This is a genomic window from Trichodesmium erythraeum IMS101, from assembly GCF_000014265.1.
Lineage (GTDB): Bacteria > Cyanobacteriota > Cyanobacteriia > Cyanobacteriales > Microcoleaceae > Trichodesmium > Trichodesmium erythraeum.
Genome location: NC_008312.1, coordinates 3,363,789 through 3,381,626, shown reverse-complemented (window position 1 = coordinate 3,381,626; position 17,838 = coordinate 3,363,789). Strand labels below are relative to the sequence as shown.

At 34.3% G+C, this 17,838-nt stretch carries 13 protein-coding genes and 1 pseudogene; 9 read left to right on the top strand and 5 right to left on the bottom strand.

Features of this window, described 5'->3' with window-relative positions:
• Positions 1–1,214: 1,214 nt before the first annotated feature.
• Together TERY_RS10280 and TERY_RS10275 are read right to left on the bottom strand one after the other, a co-directional pair.
• Entirely contained in the window at positions 1,215–2,660 is a 1,446-nt protein-coding gene (locus TERY_RS10280; protein ID WP_155994388.1) for an MlaD family protein, read from the bottom strand.
• Between the two features lie 429 nt (positions 2,661–3,089).
• Positions 3,090–3,875, bottom strand: a complete 786-nt coding sequence (locus tag TERY_RS10275) for an ATP-binding cassette domain-containing protein (protein ID WP_011611767.1) — start codon at positions 3,873–3,875, stop codon at positions 3,090–3,092.
• 190 nt (positions 3,876–4,065) lie between these two features.
• Between TERY_RS10275 and yvcK the strand changes: the two genes are divergently transcribed.
• The 8 genes and pseudogenes from yvcK to TERY_RS10240 all read left to right on the top strand — a co-directional run bounded on the left by yvcK (position 4,066) and on the right by TERY_RS10240 (position 13,693).
• Entirely contained in the window at positions 4,066–5,442 is a 1,377-nt protein-coding gene (gene yvcK, locus TERY_RS10270) for a uridine diphosphate-N-acetylglucosamine-binding protein YvcK (RefSeq protein ID WP_011611766.1), read from the top strand.
• A gap of 148 nt (positions 5,443–5,590) precedes the next feature.
• A complete protein-coding gene (locus TERY_RS10265) occupies positions 5,591–5,944 on the top strand; it encodes a CU044_2847 family protein (protein WP_011611765.1) in 354 nt (117 codons plus the stop codon).
• A 383-nt stretch (positions 5,945–6,327) separates the two neighbouring features.
• Positions 6,328–6,612: pseudogene (locus TERY_RS36750) on the top strand (AAA family ATPase); the annotation flags it as partial.
• Positions 6,613–6,630: 18 nt separating this feature from the next.
• On the top strand, positions 6,631–7,077 hold the full coding sequence (locus tag TERY_RS36745) for a hypothetical protein (protein WP_370497197.1): 447 nt from the start codon (positions 6,631–6,633) through the stop codon (positions 7,075–7,077).
• A 359-nt stretch (positions 7,078–7,436) separates the two neighbouring features.
• Positions 7,437–9,389, top strand: a complete 1,953-nt coding sequence (locus TERY_RS10255; RefSeq protein WP_011611764.1) for an Mg-chelatase subunit ChlI-like — start codon at positions 7,437–7,439, stop codon at positions 9,387–9,389.
• A gap of 267 nt (positions 9,390–9,656) precedes the next feature.
• The gene (locus tag TERY_RS10250; protein ID WP_011611763.1) at positions 9,657–10,988 is read left to right on the top strand and encodes a CHAT domain-containing protein; all 1,332 of its coding nucleotides are present in this window, start codon (positions 9,657–9,659) and stop codon (positions 10,986–10,988) included.
• 121 nt (positions 10,989–11,109) lie between these two features.
• The gene (locus TERY_RS26285) at positions 11,110–13,104 is read left to right on the top strand and encodes an SUMF1/EgtB/PvdO family nonheme iron enzyme (RefSeq protein ID WP_011611762.1); all 1,995 of its coding nucleotides are present in this window, start codon (positions 11,110–11,112) and stop codon (positions 13,102–13,104) included.
• A gap of 91 nt (positions 13,105–13,195) precedes the next feature.
• Entirely contained in the window at positions 13,196–13,693 is a 498-nt protein-coding gene (locus TERY_RS10240; RefSeq protein ID WP_011611761.1) for a bifunctional alanine racemase/tRNA (adenosine(37)-N6)-threonylcarbamoyltransferase complex ATPase subunit type 1 TsaE, read from the top strand.
• A gap of 586 nt (positions 13,694–14,279) precedes the next feature.
• Here the strand turns inward: TERY_RS10240 and TERY_RS10235 are convergent.
• Complete coding sequence (locus tag TERY_RS10235) at positions 14,280–15,041, bottom strand: class I SAM-dependent methyltransferase (RefSeq protein ID WP_370497001.1); 762 nt, start codon at positions 15,039–15,041, stop codon at positions 14,280–14,282.
• Positions 15,042–15,434: 393 nt separating this feature from the next.
• Between TERY_RS10235 and TERY_RS36740 the strand changes: the two genes are divergently transcribed.
• Complete coding sequence (locus tag TERY_RS36740; protein ID WP_370497000.1) at positions 15,435–15,563, top strand: hypothetical protein; 129 nt, start codon at positions 15,435–15,437, stop codon at positions 15,561–15,563.
• A gap of 118 nt (positions 15,564–15,681) precedes the next feature.
• Here TERY_RS36740 and TERY_RS10230 read toward each other — a convergent pair whose 3' ends face one another.
• Positions 15,682–16,662, bottom strand: a complete 981-nt coding sequence (locus TERY_RS10230) for an aldo/keto reductase (RefSeq protein ID WP_011611759.1) — start codon at positions 16,660–16,662, stop codon at positions 15,682–15,684.
• Positions 16,663–16,668: 6 nt separating this feature from the next.
• Positions 16,669–17,166: an HAD domain-containing protein gene (locus TERY_RS10225; RefSeq protein WP_011611758.1), complete on the bottom strand. Its 498-nt coding sequence runs from the start codon at positions 17,164–17,166 to the stop codon at positions 16,669–16,671.
• Positions 17,167–17,838: the final 672 nt, after the last annotated feature.

The window sequence follows — 17,838 nt, the reverse complement described above, 5'->3', positions numbered from 1 at the left end:
AATAAACTGAATTTTATTTTTTTGTCTTCTTTAAAAAGGAGAATATTTTTTTTTGTTAAATTATTATTGTATCATTATAGTAGTTACTTAGTTTTACAGCCCCAACAAAAAAACAATTATTTTTGTTATTCTTAAAAACATTTTGCAAGCTGCCAAAATTACAGAATAGGAATTAAAAATAGAATTGGCTGTGCTACTCTATAAACAAAATAAAACTAGTAGTATCAAAATTCGATATTGGTTAAATTTTAGCTTCTTATAATTTCAATGCTAATTTATTAAAATAGATTTATATCTTAAGTTCAATTTTAAATAATTTAGCCATAATTTATAAATATTCAAATTTCTCAATTTCCCATAATTATTATTCGCAAGTTTTATTTTATTACTAATATTGATACCTGATTAAAATTAGATTATTGAATATATTTTAAGGCTAAATAATGATTATAAGAGTTGTTGATAATAAAAATTTAACTGCAAATTACTAGAGTCAAACCTCTAATATATAGACTTTTCCAAGAAGCAATAATTCCCATCAATAATCAACTTTATCAAAACTTTTTACCTAAAAATTGGATTGAAAGTTTGATGCATAAATAGGAGACTTTTTAGTTGTTTTTTTGAATACATATATTGTTATTCTATCAATTAATTAGTCGCAGGTGGGCAGTCCAAGACAAAAAAACAGACACGGAGACAAGGAAAACTTGCCCCCAGAGGAGGTATAGCAGCCTGTAGAGCTCGAAGCGCGTGCTAAGTGCAAAAGACTCAACCCATGTAGGAGCTTTGGTTTGGTATAACCCCCCTCAGAACTAACAGCCACTAGAGGATGTCAAAGAATAAAAACTTCCTTATTTGAGGAATAAAACTCAAACAATTTTTTCTGGGTTAATGCCTAGCGATCGCAACCTTTACCTTTCTAGCAATTTTTTAGTCTTAGCCTCTGCTTCATTGACCTTACTATGAGTCATAAAGCGATCGCCTCCACTTTTATTTTCCTAGGATAAAAAGTATAAAACTATAAAAAAGTACATTTGACATTGATAAAATTGAAATCTTTTACAACCAATAGTTTTGACTAGAACTAATAGCTAATAGCTGATAGCTGATAGCTATTTGTGGAGCATTCCGGCATAGAAATACTATGTTAATAAAAACAGTAATATTTCCATTCTATCCCCACCTAAAAATTCACATCTAAAACCTCAAAGCTACTCATAACTTTTGGTAAATTTACTAATCTCTGAACTGCTACTCTCTTTCAACAAACTTTCAATATTTTTTGCCGTCTGAGTTTGCTTCTCTAACTGCTTTGTTGAAGAGAATAAATCACCTAATCCATTAATAATTTTTTTGAGGCTTTTCCTAAATCTTTCATCCCCTGTTATATCATCTAAATCTGATGACATTTTCTGCACATTTTCAAATGTTGCTCTAGCTGAATCTAATGTTTGTTGCAACATAATTATGTTTGTTGGGCTGTTTAAATCAGTAGAAATATCTCGTAAATTCGCAGAAGTTTCTACTGCATTTTCTGATAATATCTCTAAATTACTAATAAATTCTCCTCTTTCTAACTCACCAATCATCGGACTTAAACTTGCCACTAGTCCTACTAATTCTTCAGTTGTTTTTTCGATATTATTTAAAGTTGCAACTAGAGTCGAACGATTTGTATTAACAATTTCATTAATCTGCTCAACTGTTAAACTAAATTGATTAGCTACTTCTTCTACAGAATTTGCTGAAGCGACTGCGGCAGAAGAAACTTTTTTTGTAGATTCTTTCATGGTTTCAGTCACAGTAGTTACTTGATTAGAAATATCATTCACTTCTTTTTCTAAGGTTTTAGTCAAACTATCTAAGTCTTTCTCTACTGTATTAGTTAAACCACTAATTTCTCCTTCTAATGTTTGAGTTAAGCCTCCAATTTCTCCTTCTAATGTTTGAGTTAAACTACCCACTTCTGTGCGGATAATTCCTGTTATATTATCAATATCTTCTCTTAGATATTGACTTAAACCTTTCATTTCTTTTTTAATAGTTTCTGATAAATCAGAGAGTTGTTTCGCTAACTTAGAAGCTTCAGCAGATGCATTAGCTGTATTTTCAGCAATTATCTTCACATTATTAAATAACTCTGGGTCACTATAGAGGTCAATTAAACGTATTCCTGCCCTTAATAATTGTTGCATTTCTACTCCGGCCTCTCCTTGTAAACGGTCATTATTACAGATAATTATTTCAGGGCAATTAGATGATAAGGCAGTAGCAGAAATTTCTGATTCTGGTATTCTATTTCTTGGAATAATATCTATTTGCGCAGTTCCAATAAATGAAGATATATTGCCTTGAATGTATACATCACGAGGAATAATTAAATCTTCTGGCTGAATTTCTAGGGTAATATCTACTCCATTTGACCCTGGTTTGATTTTTACTACTTGCCCAACATCAATACCTCGATATCTAACTGATGTACCTAACTCAATACCAGATGCACTTTCAAATTCAACTATGAATTTATAACTACGTTTGCCTAATTCTACTCCTTTGAGCCAAAGCATTAAAGCACCAAACAAACCCAGTCCGAATAAAGTTAATAAACCTACTGAACCTTCTCTAGTTGTTCGCGATCGCATAATTTCCCCAACCAACTTTTATTGTATTGAAACCTAAAAATTTTACTTGATAATCAATCAACTTATGGTATAATATCCATCTTTATTTTCTATTCGTGTCAAGGTGAAAATTTTGATGTTTAGCTGATGACTTAGTTATCCCTGTGACCAAAACAACTTCTGACTTCTGAGTTCAATTTACCAAAAAATTCTGATAATAGCTGCCCTTTCAAGGTTTGGACACAAATATTCCTCTTGTGTATTTCAATCTAGATGCTGAGGGCTACTCAGTACTAATAACTAATAACTAATAACTAAAACAATTTTTGGTTTCCTAACTTCTGAGCAAAAAAATCAGGTTAATAACCTACTATTTCAATGTTAAAAAAAAATATTCGCCTTATGTATTTCAACCTGGATGCTGAGTCTCAGAGATACCGAGAACCGATAACTGAAATAACTTAATTAACCCACCACCTGAATTGGACCATTTACACTACCCGTAAAAAATTGTTTGACCAAAGCATTATCCACAGTATCAATTTCATCTGCAGTACCTTCCCACTGCACCTTACCCTGGTAAAGAAATACAATTCTGTCCGCTGTACGACGAATAGTACTATGCTGATGAGTCACCATCACATAAGTATTACAGCCACCATCTACATATTGTATATGACGAACTATATCCTCAATCACAGTAGAAGCGATAGGGTCTAGGCCAGCGGTAGGTTCATCATATAATAATACATCTGGATCATGATGGGGATTTTCTGGATTAGTAATAATTGCTCTAGCAAAACTAACACGTTTACGCATCCCACCAGATAACTCCGCCGGATAGCGATCGCCAATATTACCCAAACCCACCATTTCCAACTTCTGGTTGACCAATTCCTGAATCTGGGGACGTAACAACTTAGAATGTTGATACAAAAGAAAACCCACATTTTCTTCTACTGTCAAAGAATCAAACAAAGCTGCATTCTGAAACACCATACCAATAGTTATTGGATCTTTTAAATCATCTATCCATCTAACCCGTTTCTTTCCCTGCACATAAACTTCCCCAGCATCAGGAGTTAATAAACCAGCAATAATTCTCAGAACTGTAGACTTACCAGTTCCTGATGGACCAATAATAGCTAATGCCTCTCCACGATAAATAGTTAAGTCTGTTTCATCTAACACAACGTTTTGCCCGAATGACTTACTAACTCCCTTGAGTTGAATTAAAGGTTCATTGTTCATAGATTAGAAATTGACTTTTTTCCCACTATATTATAAATGACTAGGCAAATACTTGAAAACATCCTTATATTTTCTATTCCCTATAAATATTTTGAGTTTGCTAGATTTCATCTAAAACAAAGTTGGTCCTGAAGAGTCATAATAATGCCAGAATTCTTTTTATGTAAAAAATATTTTTATAAAAATTATTATGTCAACTAGTTTATTTAAGAAAACTCTACGTATCTTTCTGAAGAAAAACTTCCCTATTACAAAACCTCAAAAAAGTAACTATCAAATAGTTAGTCAATGGTTCAAATGGCTCGCCCCAGGATTATTTGTCAAACGGTGGTTACTTTTAAGTGCTGCTGGTGTACTACTAACTAGTTTAGGGCTGGCAATATGGACGGGAATGACTCCTATTTTTTACATCCTACAAACAATTAGGGAATTTTTAGGGTGGGTAACAACAATAGTCCCTAAGTACATTTCTGGCCCAATAATTATTGTTGTTGGCTTACTATTAATCTTTCTAGGCCAAAACCGCAGCTTAAAAACTATTACCCAAGCGTTAATGCCAGAAGGAGATGAACAACTTGTAGACCGGTTACTCACTCATCGGCGATTAAATAAAGGTCCCAAAATTGTCGCTATTGGTGGGGGTACTGGTCTTTCCAACTTATTAAGGGGTCTCAAGAGTTATAGTGCAAATATTACTGCTATTGTTACGGTGGCTGATGATGGTGGCTCTTCTGGTAGGTTGCGCCGAGAAATAGGGGTACTCCCACCAGGAGATATTCGGAATTGTTTGGCGGCTTTAGCTAACGAGGAAAAGTTATTAACTGAATTATTTCAGTATCGCTTCAAGGCTGGTGATGGTTTGGTAGGGCATAGTTTTGGCAACTTGTTTCTGACAGCTATGAGTGAGGTGACAGGAGATTTGGAACGGGCTGTTGCTGCTAGTTCAAAGGTTTTAGCTGTCCAAGGTCAGGTTTTGCCTGCTACTCTTACTGATGTGTATTTGTGGGCAGAGTTAGCTGATGGACGACACATTGAGGGGGAGTCTAATATTACTGAAGCAGGGGGCAAAATTGTTAAAATTGGCTGTACTCCTGAACATCCTCCGGCTTTGCCTAAGGTTTTGCAAGCTATAGAAGAAGCTGACTATATTATTATTGGTCCTGGTAGTTTATATACTAGCGTTATTCCTAATTTATTAGTACCTGAAATTGCTGAGGCGATCGCTTGTAGAAATATTCCTAGTATTTATGTTTGTAATATTATGACTCAGCCTGGAGAAACTACTGGATATAGTGTGGCTGACCATATTTGTGCTATTGATGTTGCTTGTGGTCAAAGATTATTTGATACTGTTTTAGTACAGGGAAAAAGTCCTTCGGCACAAGCATTAATTAAGTATGCTCAAGAAAATTCTCATCCGGTTTTTCTTGACCGAGAAGCAGTTAACAATTTGGGGCGGAAAATTCTTTTAACTAATGTTATGTATGAGGACGAACAAAATGGTTTTGTTCGCCATGATTCTACGATGTTGGCTCAGGTTTTATTTCAGTGGTATAGTGGAAGTTAGGATAAATTATCAATAACTGGAGATTATTTAGAGATTATTAGAGACTATCAGAGATTATAGCCACCGGTTACTAGTCCCCATCCCATCCGTAAAAGGGGAGCTGTGGAGGTGGGTCAGTTATAATGTTAATTTTTGGAGGATATGATTTGTGGCAATTGTTAAAACCATTAGCCAACTTGGCAATGAAAAAATTGAAATCAATATTCAGGTTAATGATGATTTTAAAGTTCAAAATAATCCTAAGCCTTTGTCTCGAGGTAATTCGGGAAAAGAAGTTATTGCGGCAGCAAAGGATTTATTTGGGGATGGTTTGGCTTTAACTCGTAATTGTGCTGCTAAAGTCATAGAAAGTGTCAACCAAATGAGCGATGATATTAAACCTAATGAATTTGAAATGAAATTGTCAATTACTTTAGATTCTGAGGCAGGTGTACCAATGTTGGCAAAAGCAGGTGCAGAAGCGCAAATGGAAGTTACCATGAAATGGAAATTAAAAGAGTAATATTTATATATAGGATGTTAGGTTTTAGGTTTTAGGTTTCAGGTGTTAGGTATTAGGTATCATGTTTAAAAATTAAGAAAGTTCACTCTTTTTTTCTTTTGACTTAGTTTTTCCATTAAGCTATATCTGTTGTTTTCATCCAGCCCTTAAAACTGGCTGGTTTCTAACTACCTTAATTTTTGACGATGGAACATCCCATAGCAAAAAAAAATATTACCTTACACTTTGCTTGTTGGTCAGGAAAAGTTAAAACTTACATTAGAATTAGCTTATATTGTTCCTCGTATTGGGGGAGTTTTGTTAAGCGGATAGCGAGGAACAGGTAAGTCAACTGCAGTGAGAGCGTTTTCGGTAATGATGGACAAAAATTACCTGTAACTTTACCAATAAATGCTACAGAAGACAGGGTGATGGGAGGTTGGGAAATTAGTCAGTTAATGGAGAGTGAAGCAAAATGGCAAGATGGTTTGCTCAAAGAAGCTAATGATAAGTTACTTTATATTGATGAAGTGAATTTACTTGACGATCATATTGTCAATATTATTCTTGATGTTACTTCTACGGGAGTTTTAGTGGTGCAGCGAGAAGGAAAACGAATGGAAGAGGCAGTATCGTTTACTTTGGTAAGTACCATGAACCCTGAGGAGGGGGGTTTGCGTCCTCAGTTATTAGATAGGTTTGGCTTGATGGTGGATATCAAGGCACAAACTGACCGCCAAGAACGGATGAAAATTTTACAAACAGTTATGGAATGGGATCAGGCAATGTTCGACTTTTCTCAAGGTACATCTTCTGAATATATTGATAAAGCTAGGGAAAAGGATCAAGCATACAAACAAAAGTTAGAGGATGCAAAAAATAATGTTCGTCAGATAAAAATACCAAAGGATACGATCGAATATTGTGTAGAGTTGACGGCGGCTTTTCAGGCAGAAGGAAACAGAGCAGATTATGTAATTGCCCTAGCTTCCCGTGCCTATGCTGCTTTGCATGGTTTTCAACAGGTAAATATTGAGCATATTCAAGCAGTCGCTCAATTAGTTTTGCAACACCGTCGCCCTGAATTTCTCCAAAGTACCCAACCTCCTTGGACTGATGAAGATGAGAATAAGGTAAAGAATATATTAACATAACTTGCCCAGAACCGCGATATATGTTAGGGCATAAGGCTTTTTCCTTCTAGGTAGGGGAACTGGTGGAAGCACTCCTAACCACTCCTGGGAGTAGACCCACTGCTAACATCTTATCTCCCAGGATGAGAAGTAGGGAGGTTGCATGCAACATTCCTACAGAGCAACGGGAAATTATATTGACAAGACTTACACCAATTCACCTTGAAAATACTATATGTAGAGACTTTCTGGCATTCGCCTTTGCTCTCGTGTAGTGCCCGTGGGTAAGTCCTCATTTAGTTAGCAAACCCTAATTATATCCTTGGCAAAAAGTCACAGAAAAAGCCGGTAATTAATCACAGAATTACTATTCCATAATTATGGTAAATATTCAAAGCTCTTTAATGAAATCTCTTTGTTGTGTAGCGCTTAATTCCAAGTTACGCAGTATTTTGCTGTTTGATATTTCTATTAATAATTTGCAGCAAGTTGCTGGTATTTTAGTGTCTCTACTTAAAGTAACAACAGAATGTGAAAAAGTTGTTCCGTTGAAGTTGGGAACTTTTGAATCAGAGGATAATTTATGGGGGCAAGTTGGGCTAGGGGATGAGTTGGAAAAACAAGCTTTTAATTGGCAATTTGGATTATTTAGTAGTGCAGATAATACGAATGAAATTAAGTTAGTAATTATTCCAGATCTGACTAAATTAAGTTTAGCAGCTATGAGGGCTTGTGTTGTATTGATGGGAGCAGATGTCGCACATTTAGAGCGTCACGGACAACATAAATATTGGCAACCTAATTTTTGTTGGTTAGTTGGTTGTTCGAGTCAGAATGAGGAAATTGGTAAGATTTCACCTCATTTATTAGATAGGTTTGCCCTGCGTCTCAATATACAACAAATTGAGAATAATGATAAGAGAGTAACTCAGATTCAAAAGTTATTAAATAGTCCGGAAAAACCACAAAAATTATTGTTTGAAGAAAGGAAAATTGAACCAGAATTACAGGAATGGTTGAGACAAATTCGTTCCTCTTTACCAAGTATGACACCATCAGCTTTGGAGACAATTTTAAATTATAATTATGAGTCAAATATTTATCATCGGCGAGAAATTGCTTTGGCTCGTTTTGCAAGTACCTATGCTCAATTAGAAGCAGCAGATTCAGTCACAGTTAAGCATGTGGATAAAGTAGCTAAAATTATGGGATTGAAGTTAGAAAGAAATAATATTAATAATTCTATTGATTTTAAGAGTTTCAATCCACAACCAGAGACAGAAGATAATGATTTTGAACCACGAAGATCACCCGAATTATCAGAAATTAAAGACGAATCTTTATCAAATAATCCACCAGAAATTCCTGTTTATCAATCACAGGTATCTAATTATTTTCCAGATACTGATTTGCCAGAAATTACACTTTTAGAAAATCCTTATATAGAAGATACTACTTCATTAGAAAGAGAAATAGATTCCCTTAAATTACCTACCCGTATTTCTCAATCTAAAACTATTCATTGTGGCACAATTCTTGGGCTAGAAAAAACTACTAACGCTAATGATTTAGCTATAGTTAGGAGTCTATTAGAAGCAGCTAAATTTCAGAAAATTCGTCAGAAAAAACAGGGTAATAATTATCATAAATTGAAAATATTGCCCTCTGATTTATATCGTTATCGTCGCGCTTCCGTTGCGGAACAGATGTTCATGCTTTTACTAGATTATACTTGTTTAGAATATTGTCAATGGGAAGAAAAATTATTGCCCTATCTTAGTTGGGCTTACAGCCAAAGAGCAAGTGTTGGTTTAATTCAAGTTGGTATTGCTCCGAACTCTATCGTATTAGATAATAACCAGTCAAATGTTACAATTAATCCTGTAGAATTACGGGCTAAAAAAATATCTGGTCAAAATATTCTGGTACCTACAATTGCCATGGGACTAGACTTGGAAAAGACTAAAAAAGGTAAAGCTACACCTTTGGCACATGGCTTTGACTTGGCTTTGAAAACTCTTCGTCATGCTTTACAACATGGGAAAAATACTGTACAAAAAGCGGTATTAGTGGTAGTTAGTGATGGTAGAGGTAATGTTCCTTTGGAAGCAAGTCATGTAGGAAAAATTAAGCCTCCTGTGGGGAAAAAAGGGGTAGAAGATGCTTTGGAAGTTGCTCGAAAAATTAGTAATTTAGGTAATTTAGAAACTATATTTCTTAATCCTCAATCTAAACAATATCCTGATTTACCATTACTATTAGCGAAAGCATTAGGAGCAAAAATTTTGTCTATTCCACCTGTGGAAAATTGGGAAATTACAAGTCACAATTAATTTAAAAATCAAAACTAAAAAGTAAAAGGCTAGAAGAAAGTCAAAATTAAGTCAAAGGTTAAATTTTGCAGCAAATTCCAAGTATACAAAGTACAAATATTAAAAATTAAATGTTTCTAGTGCCGGCATCTTGCCCGGGATAGGTGTGCCTCACCAAGATTAGGTGTATATTACTAGTTGTACCTCAGCAAGTTTGATATACTCAAAATACTGTGGAAGTTGCTATAGTTATTAGTTATTAGTTATTAGTTATTAGTTATTAGTTTAATGAATCCAATTCAAAAGCTAAAAAATCAACAAAGTCCTTATCCAAGTAGATTATTTGCCCAAGGAGAATCTCCGGATAAATTACTCAATGATCAAGAATTAGAGCTGGAAAAAATTGAAGGGTTGACTGATAATAATAAAAGCTCACTTTCTGAGAGTTTTGGCATTAAATTAGATGGAAAATTTGATTGGAAATTTGCTTTTTTAGAAGTAGAATCTCCTAATAATAATAATGATAATATAATTATTCGCTGCCGTCACGGCTCGTTAAAAATAGGCGAACAATTACATACTGACCCTACTCCAGCTCCAAGAATATCTTTTGATAACATTATCAATCTAAATCTAGAAGAAACTCCCGGTATAATGCGGATGTTTTCTCAGAAAAATTCTCAGGCTAAAAAAATTAGGGGATGGCTACTGAAATTACAAGAAAAATTACAAGAAAGACAACATAATTTCTCTTATTTAATTATTAATGACCGTACAACTTTTGAAATTCCTTGGGAAATGTTGGAATTGAAAAATAATGATTATTTAGGAGCTTCTCTCGTTACAGTCAGATGGCAAGATATTACAAATCCAGAAGATTTAGATAACGTTAATGGCTTCATTAATTTAGAAGTTACAGAAAAAAAATGTTGCGGTAAAATAGTAGCTTATCTAAATACTAAAGATTTACCCGAAGTTGAGCAAGAAAAGGAGATTATAGAAGTTTTTCATTCGACTATTTATGACAATGTACGAAATTTTTTTGATGATTTAGATAAAGTTAATTTAGATCAAGTTAATTCAGAGGTTAGTTTAGTTTTTATCGCCAGTCATGGTTTTTTTGATAAGGATTTATCTCAAAGTAAACTAGGAGAAAAAGATGAGACACAACAAATATCTGTATATGATTTATATGAATATGATTTTAATTTTTTCAAAAAAGGTTCAATTGTTTTTATGAATGCTTGTAACTCTGGACGTTTACAACAAAATGATACTTTAAAAATTATTGATACTAACCCTACAATAGGACAAGAATATCCCATAGGGTTTTCTACATTTTTCTTAGAAAAAGGAGCTGAGGGAGTCATAGGAACATTATGTGAAGTTTATGATACATATGCAGCTAAAATTTCTCGTAATTTCTTTCAAGAATGTCAAAAATATCCCCATCTTTCTGTCGCTACAATTTTAAAAAATCTCCGACGGAAAGCTGCTGATGAATATCAGCGTCAGAAAGGTAATGATGAGAATAAATATTTATTTATTTATACCTTTATGTATATTTATTATGGGAACCCTATGGCTAAATTGGAGCTTTTGAAAAAAGAAGGTATTTAAATATCAGCTTTTTTAATTATCTGTTATTTGTGATCTGTTTTTTTAATGACTTTTACTAATAATATACATAGTTATTCTCACATAATTATTATCATTTTTGAATTCTGACTTGCCCAAAAATATGAATGAAACTCAACAACTACCTATATCAATTCAACCTATAATTAACTATCCCCATTCGGCAGAAGTGGGTAAAACTTATTTGATGGAAATTGATATTAAACAAACTGAGGATTTTGAAAAATGGAATTATGAGGAGGAAGAATATCCTATTTATTTTCGGGTAGATACCTATTGTCAAGGAGATACTACTCCATTATTTAAGATTCAAATTATCGGCGAACCTGCAGTGGTTTTACATCGCTTTGGGGGGACTTACGGCCCGGCAAAATTTTTATTAACTGCTGCTCAAAAGGAGATGGAAGGAGAGATTAGAGTAACTTTGGTTAATGGTTGGGGCGTACCTCTCAAAAGGTTGCGTTTGGAGAATGTGGCTGTAGTTGCGGATAAACAAGATGACTCAATTATTGCTGGAGTTAAGGTTAGAAATAATCACGCGATCGCTATGGGCATTAACCAATATAATTATCTACCATCTCTAAGATATGCTGTTAAAGATGCAGAGGTAATAAAAAATTGGTTTGAGCAGAAAAACTTTAGCAAGGTTGATTTATTTACAGAAGTAATTTCAGTGAGACTTAAGAGGTTTTTGGCAGAGAAATTTGAGAAACCTTTCCTCTCAGCAGAAGATAATTTTTGGTTTTTCTTTAGTGGCTACGGTGAGTGTATAGAAGATGTAGACTATCTCATCCCAGCAGATAGTCAAAAGGATGACTTCAGAACAACTGCTATTTCTGTTAATTCTCTTGTAGAAAAATTATTTTCTTCTGGTGCAGGAAAAGTAATTTTGTTCTTAGATACTAACTATATCTCTGGTGAAATTTCTTTCTTTTCCGGTTTTTCTTTTTCTGTTAAAGATGGGCAGGAACTGATAGTTTTCTTGAGTAAAGAAGCTAATGAAGTTGAGCAACTTCAGCAGGGAAGTTTTACTTATGCTTTACACGAAGCACTCCGGTCGAGTGAAGGGAGTTTGAGTATAAATCAACTTCAGAAGTTTTTGAGCGATCGCGGTCGGGAACTTAACAAACGGAATAACCAGCAGAGGCAAATTCTACAAAAGTTTATTTCTCCCAAAAATTTGGGAGAATGGGTTCCTTTTCCTTCAGACTTTCAGGTTTTTCAGTATACAACACCTACAGTTGACGGAGGGGGAAAAATTATCAAGCAAGATACTAAGCTTACCCAATACTTTAGGGAAACTATTGCGCAACAGTTAGAACTAGAAATGGTAATTATTCCTGGTGGTAACTTTACCATGGGTTCTCCTGAAAGTGAAGAGGGTAGCTATCATGATGAACGCCCCCAAAACGATGTGACTGTCTCTCCCTTTTTTATGGGCAAATATCCGGTTACTCAAGGACAGTGGAGAGCGATCGCTTCTCAGACAAACTTGAAAGTAAATTTAGACCTAGACCCAGAGCCATCATACTTTAAGGAACCATATCAAGATATAGATAGATGGGAGAGACCAGTTGAGAAGGTAAACTGGTACCAAGCAGTAGAGTTCTGTGAAAGACTATCGAAATTAACAGGAAGGAATTATAGACTACCCAGTGAAGCAGAGTGGGAATATGCTTGCCGTGCAGGAACCACTACACCTTTCTACTTTGGAGAAACTATAACATCTGAGTTAGTTAACTATAATGGCAACTATTACGGGAATGGGCCCAAAGGAGAATATAGAAACCAAACTACTCCTGTAGGTCAATTTCCACCAAATGCTTTTGGATTATATGATATGCACGGAAATGTATGGGAATGGTGTGCTGATAATTGTTCCCGTGATGGTTATCATTATGCTCCTACATATGGAAGTCCTTGGGTTGCTAGTAATAAAAAATATTATACCGAAATTGGGGCCTTAGTACGGGGCGGTTCCTGGGTCTCCTATCCTAGTTATTGCCGTTCTGCGTTTCGCAGCGGCTCTCTTAGGCGCGACGACCACTTCATCTTTATCGGTTTTCGTGTTGTCTGCGATGGCGGGATAACTCTCTAACCCTTTTCTCTTTCCCCCTTTTGCCCTTTACCCTGTTTTTTTTTCACTAATAACTAATAACTAATAACTGAAATTACCAATTAAGAATTAAATGAAAAGTCAAGAAGTATTTTTGTCACTAGGAAATGCAGCAGCTACTTATAACCTTGGTAAAAGTTTAGGAAAATTTTTACCTGCTGGTGGTGTAATTTTATTGGAGGGAAATTTAGGTACTGGTAAAACCACATTAGTTCAAGGTCTTGGGATAGGTTTGGGAATAACTGAAACAATTGATAGCCCCACATTCACATTAATTAATGAATATTTTTCTGGCAGAATTCCTCTTTATCATTTTGATTTATATCGTTTAGAAAGTTCAGAGATAGAAGCCCTAAATTTAGAGATTTATTGGGAAGGTTTAGAAGTACCTTTAGGTATTCTCGCCATTGAATGGGCTGAGAAGTTAGTTTATTATCCCCCAGATTTTTTACAAGTTTGTTTGAGTTTTTCTAGTGTAGGAGATAATTTTGACGAAACTCTCCACGGACGCTATGCTAAATTGACTTCGATAGGTAAGTTGGATATTGATTTAAATTTAATTAGTATCTAAAATTTACAGCAGATTTCTTTCGAGCAAATAGAAGATCATTTTGTCTTTCTGTAACTTTATATATTCTCGAAAATTTTTCTGAAAAAAGAGGGTAAAAGTAGTTGACAAGTCTTGCATTTGACAGCTATAATTAAGATAATGGGAATAGAAGCAAAATTTTTAAATGTGTCACCACTTCCATTATGATAATAATACCAGTCAAGGGAAACAAAAGTCAAGCAAAAGCAAAAAAAAAGTCGCCGCCGAAAAAAAATCTTGAGCTTCAGAAAATGTCAAAATTCAAGCCCTAATATCAGAATTAAAATCTACCACAATAAAAAGCCACTTATTTCCGAATAAGAGTAATAGTAAAGCAAAAAGTCAAGCTCCATCAAAAAAAACAAACTATACCCAGATTTTGTGATTAATTAATCTCTGAAAAAAAGACAATCATCATGAAAATCAACCAATAAAAAATATCCATCAAAACCAAAAGCGATCGCTCATTTTTAGTAGTACTGATACCATCTCACAGAAATCATAATTCAGATAAATTATAACTGAAATTATGACTTTCTAATATACATCTTAAATAGATATTAGCAGACTATTTGTAACTAACCAAAAACTTACCATCAATAATCTGATATCCTTGCTGAAATCCAGCATCAATTAAAGTTTGGTTAGTTTGTTTTCCATCAAAAAAATAAAAACGGCAAAATTGTTCCTTAAGAACTTCTCCATTAGCTTGAGAAAAAACATACCACTTATCCACATAACTTCCCTCTTTCTTGATTTTCTGCTCATAAAAAATCTCATCTTTAATTTCCTTTTTATAATTATTATGAGGTCCCTGAATTGCTAGTGCTAATAATCCACCATCATCTAACTGACTGTGTAACTTTGCCAGCAACTGCTTATTTTGTTCTGGATCAGTTATATGACTATAAATTCTATATTCTCCTTCTTCTTCCACAGCAGCAATAACACCTCCCGTAGAAACTATAGCTTCAAACTTTTCCTCAGTTTCAAACTCTGTCATATCTTGACAAATCAACTTAACATCTGAAATTGCCAATCTTTTCTTAGCAATTTCCAACATTCGGGAAGAAAAATCAACACCAACAATCTTATAGTTTGCCAAAGAAAGCATTTTTTCAGTAAGTAACCCAGTTCCTACGCCAATATCTAAAATCTTTCTTCTAGCACCAAGTAAATTGTACAAAGTATTGCTAAGAGAATCAAAGTCATAGTATCCACTTGTCAATACGTTGTCATAGTAATTAGCTATCTCAACATACTCATTAATCATTTCTTTATTCTCATCAATTATGTTTAACTCAACCCAATTTATGGGTATATTTATCAAAACCTAAATAAATAGATTATCAGTAGTTTTTTTGGCTCTCCTAGACTAGTTTAAGCAAACTAGTAATTGCAATAGACTTAAACTTTTAATAGCAAATAATTCAACCAAAAGTATATAGTTTGCAGTAGGGTTTTAGCCCTTAAAATATCTATCTTATCACTCTTACCTTACCATAGCAATAATCCTATATAAAGAGTGAGAGAAATAGGCGACTAGAAAGTAGGAGGCAGAAAACAGAAAGAATTGAAACAGGAGCTATTTTTTAAGAGGGGATGTAATTTTATATAATTTTCTGCTCAGAAAAAATCTCATCTTTGATTTCTTTTTGAGAATTGGTATGAGCTCCCTAAATTCCTAGTGCTAATTTACCACCATCATCTAAATTGTATAACTTTGGAAACAATTGCTATATTCTTTCGAGCGATCGCTACCAATTGGATATTATCCCCAAAAGAATCTCCAAAAGACCCAGTCTATTATTACTTTCAACTAGGTTGTCATCCCATGAACTATAAAACTTGAAGAACAGCGAATTTGCAGAGAGAAATGTAGTTTAAACGCCACGGGATATTAGAGATGAATAGGGGAAAGACATACATCTAAATAATTTTTATTATTATTAATTATTTTCAGAAAGAAGTTACTGAGTTTGAAAAATATTTTGCACCATTTTCTTGCCTGTACTCGCAGCAGCCTTATCTAATTCTGCAACTTCACCAGAGTCTAACTCCCAACCCAAAGCACCAATATTTTCTTGTGCTTGAACTTGATTTTTGGCTCCTGGAATAGGAATTGTACCTTTAGAAACACACCAGTTAATTGCTACTTGTGACATAGTTTTATTTCTTGATTTTGCCACAGCTTCTAAACATAATAATAATGGGCGAATGCCTGGCAATATTTGCTTAAATAAAATACCTCTAATTCCTTTAGGATAAGAACCTTTTTCTGAATATTTTCCTGTTAATATTCCCAAAGCTAAAGGGCTATATGCAATTAGTTTAATACCTAATTCATCACATACTTCTTTGACTCCCAATTCTGTCACTGGGTAGGTTGATAACAGAGAATATTGAACCTGTAAAGTAGCAATTGGGACCCCGCGATCGCTAAACCTTTTATAAACTTTTTTCAGTTGTTTCGGTCCGTAATTCGATAACCCCACTCCCTTAACTTTTCCTTGTTCATACAGATCGGCTAAACCATCCAAAAGTCCCCATTCTTGCCAGGGAAAATAATTAGCAGTAGACCAATGCATCTGTACCAAATCAACATTTTTACCTAGACGTTGAGCAGATGCTGCACAAGCCGAAATCATTGCTTTAGCTCTCCACCTCCAAGGATAAGCTGCAAGTTTTGTGGCAATGCAAATATTATCCTGATATGCACCCATATATCCTTGAGAAAATTTTCCCAACAGCATTTCACTACGTCCATTTAATCTACCAGTTCCATAGGAGTCGCCCGTATCAAATAAGGTTACCCCATTACTAACACAGAGGCTAAAGACATTCTGCAGTTCATTATCCATACTTTCGTCATATCCCCACAGGAGTCGGTTACCCCATGCCCATGTACCACAACCTATTTTTGGCAAGATAAGTTTTTGGTTAGTTTGCATCCTTAACTATTGTCCAATAGTATTACCTGATGTTATTTTCTCACAAAACGAGGCAAGATAGCGATCGAGCATTTGGGCAGAATTATGATTAAAACCATGATAAGCATCGGTAACAATAACTGGACTACCTGGCTCATAGAACTCAGCAATGTCATCAATAGCTACCCACTGTGGATTTTTCTCATTTTTTTGTCTGAGATATTCCAAAACTCCTTGCTGCCGAATATGTTGATTTGTTTCAATAACTATCGGGTGTAAATATGGAGTTACTCCAATAACACGCATACCAATATCCGGTGAAAATAAGCTAGAAATTTTCTGCAGAGAATACATTTCTCGCCAGGATGAGGATATAACTATTTTAGTCTTCGGATAACGACGCAAGACATTTTCAAATTCATTTAAACAACCTGGATCGAACTTGATTATGTCTTTTTGTAATACTCGTTTATCAAACTTTTTCTCTGGTACTAATACTCCATCAATATCTAGGAAAACCCACATGATATATCTCAACTGCTTGAATGTCAATTTACTAATTCAAATTATATCATTATCATTTCTGCTAGGGAAAAAAACCCCCCAAATAATATTAAATCCGGTTTTTATAAACCTGTTATTTTAGACTTTAACTTTATAGTTAAAGAGAATTAAACGAAGATTATAAAGTGGTTTTAAAAGCCGGATTTAGTATAATAGAATTTAACAATAGAATTTAACAAATGTAAAATTTATATTTTTGCTCTTATCACAACCTCTAATTAAATTTGATTTTCAGAAATTTCCTTTTGATTTTTCTACATCTTAATATTTTTTATATTGCGCCTCTAGATATTGTGAATAGCTATCATAAAATTACTTTTGTGTCAAGCTATTTAATCAATTTTAGCCTGATGTAATGCTGGCGGGCAAGTTTCTTCTGGGTTTTGCCAATTTTCATCATAAAAACAAAAAATAGAAATGGGGTCAGCTCGACCGTGAATGTGTGTGCATGAGTAACTACCGACAGCCTCAGTAGAAGCAGGAAGTAAACATCAATTGATAACGTTATGTGATCCTTTGTATCAGTTTTATAAAACAGCAGAAAAGAAGGAATGGAGATTTATATTAAACTGTACCTCTTTTTTGCCCAAGTACCTACTTCCTAAATCTACTAAAAATGGGAGACACAATATA